Annotated in this window: 1 pseudogene; it reads right to left on the reverse strand. The window is 36.3% G+C overall.

The features are described from left to right. Positions 1-2,561: pseudogene (locus ACKTTC_RS12900) on the reverse strand (hypothetical protein); the annotation flags it as partial.

The raw sequence follows: 2,561 nt of genomic DNA on the forward strand, positions 1-2,561 counted from the left end.
ACTCCTCCATTACTACCATCACAATTACTATTATCTATAGCAACTGCTGTAAAGTCTGGTGTGATAGCAGGTGCTATAACTACTTGTCTTGTTACTATACATCCAGAAGTAACATCTGTAACTGTTACATCATATGTTCCACTAGCAGTTACAGTATGATCTGTAAATGTATTAGTTCCTGTAACACTTCCTGTAGTAGTTGGAGGATTTGTTGGTGTTCCTGAAATTGTATATGTAAAGTTACCTGAAGCACCTAAACCTACTCCTGAATTAACAGTAATTCTTATTAATGCTTCACCTGGAACACAATTTAAATTTTGTTGTACTGCCAGATTAAAATCTAATTCTTCATAAATAGTAACTGGAACAATAGCACTTGTACAACCATTAGCATCTCTAATAATCACATTATAATTACCTGGTGTTAAACCATTTTGTGTAAATGTTGTACTGGTTGTCGGTGCACTATATGTTGTACCTCCATCAATTGAATATTGATAAGGGGCTATACCTCCTATTGTTTGTACTCCATTAGCTGTAGTAACAGTAATACTCTTATCTGCTCCACATGTGCTTGAAGTAACATCAGCTACTTCTAAAACAGGTGGTTGACTTACTGTTAATGCTTCTGGACCAATTGTTGTAGTACAAATATTTCCATTACTATCTCTTATTTCTACTTCTATATTTACAGGTAATGTAATATCAGTTACGTTAGCATAAGGAACTGACACTAAATTTCCTGAAATAGTTGCAGACGATGCATTTGTTACACTCGAAACCGAATATGAATAAGGTGGGAAACCTCCAACTACATTATCAATTCGAATTACTCCATCTGTATCACAAGTAATATCATTTACTACTATTAAATCTCCTGAAATAGGTACTCCTTCTAATATCTCTACATCTGTACTTGCAAATAAACACACTGTAGGTGGAGAGGTTGTTTCAATATAATAGCGACCTGCTGATAAACCTGTTACTACAATATCTGCAAACCCTGCTTGTGTAATTCCTGTATATCCTGCCACAGCTACACCTGTATTAGAAGCATCACGTCTATATAAAGTCCATTCAAATGGATCTGATAAATCTCCTGAAGTATTATCTGTAATAGAGAACGTAATTTGTCCAGTATCTGGTGGTCCTCCAGCACAATCATCACTATTTTTTGTTCCAGTAATCTCTACACTTGGACTAAATGTATCATATACGTCTTCATTATTTTGCTCTATACAACCAGATGAATCTCTTACATAAAAAGTATAAGTTCTTCCTGGTGTTAATCCTGTAAAGGTCCTTGTTCTTGGATCTGGTGCATCCGCAGCGAACCATACTGTAGGGTCATCTATAGCAAACTCAAAAGGAGGTGCTCCGTTTATCGCTTCTACAGTAACACTAAAACCTCCAACACATGTACCTGGATTAGCAACTGGATCTACAATTAACCCTTCTACATTAAACGGAATTGTGTAAGGTGCAAATGTTGTTAAACAACGTACAGTAGCCCCATCAACTATACGAATTACAGGGTTCACAATCGTACCTTGATTAATTCCTGTAAAAGTTGGTGATGTTTGCCATGTAGCTCCATTATCACTACTAAATTCAAGTGTATATGGTGCTACCGTTGGTAAACCTGTAAATTCAAAACCAAATAATGATTCATTACCTACAAAAGGCGTTCCACAAGGAGGTAAAATAGGACTTATAGTTGCTGTTAATAATGGTGGATCTGTTAAGGTAATTGTTCCACTAGAATTACTACATCCTAAATCATCCATAATAGTTACAGTATAATCTCCTGCAGTTAAATTAGAAAATGTATAACTTGATCCTGTAAAATTATTAACTGTTGTACCAGAAGGCCCCGTTAATGTTAAATCATGTGGTGATTGTCCATTAGAAATTGTAACAATAATACTTCCTGTATCGCCATTACAGGTCGGTTGTATCGCTGTTGGTGTTCCTACTGAGACCGTTGGTACTGCATCAACTACTACATCTTCTAATAAAACTTCACAATAACCAGAAGCTCCATTATTATCACGTATATATACATCATAAGTACCAGCTGGTTGTGAAATAGGGTTTGTAGTTGTAAAGCTAGCATCAGCAGGTGTTCCTGCATTCGCTGCTGTTATTGAGAAAACATAAGTTCCGACACCAGTCCCTCCACTAGCATTAACTAAAATCGCACCATTAGTACAACTTGCATCTGTTACATCTGTAGTTGCTATTAATTCTTCGTTAATCGTTCTTGTTAATTGAGCTGCCGAACACCCACTTCCATCAATTACATCTATAGTATAAGTGCCTGCCCCTAAACCAGTAAATGTAAAACTAGAGGCACCTGGTACTTGAGGAGCTCCACCATTTAAAATATATTGATAATCTCCATTTCCTGCAGTAACATTTACCACAATTTGACCATTTGTACCATCATAACAATTTGTTGGTGTCGCTGTAAACACAACTGTAGCTGGTGCAATAACATTTATCGTAGCTGACGCTACTGATAAACATCCATTTGCATCTCTAGCTATAATCGTATGACC

The sequence above is a fragment of the Tenacibaculum amylolyticum genome (assembly GCF_964511145.1).
GTDB lineage: Bacteria > Bacteroidota > Bacteroidia > Flavobacteriales > Flavobacteriaceae > Polaribacter > Polaribacter amylolyticum.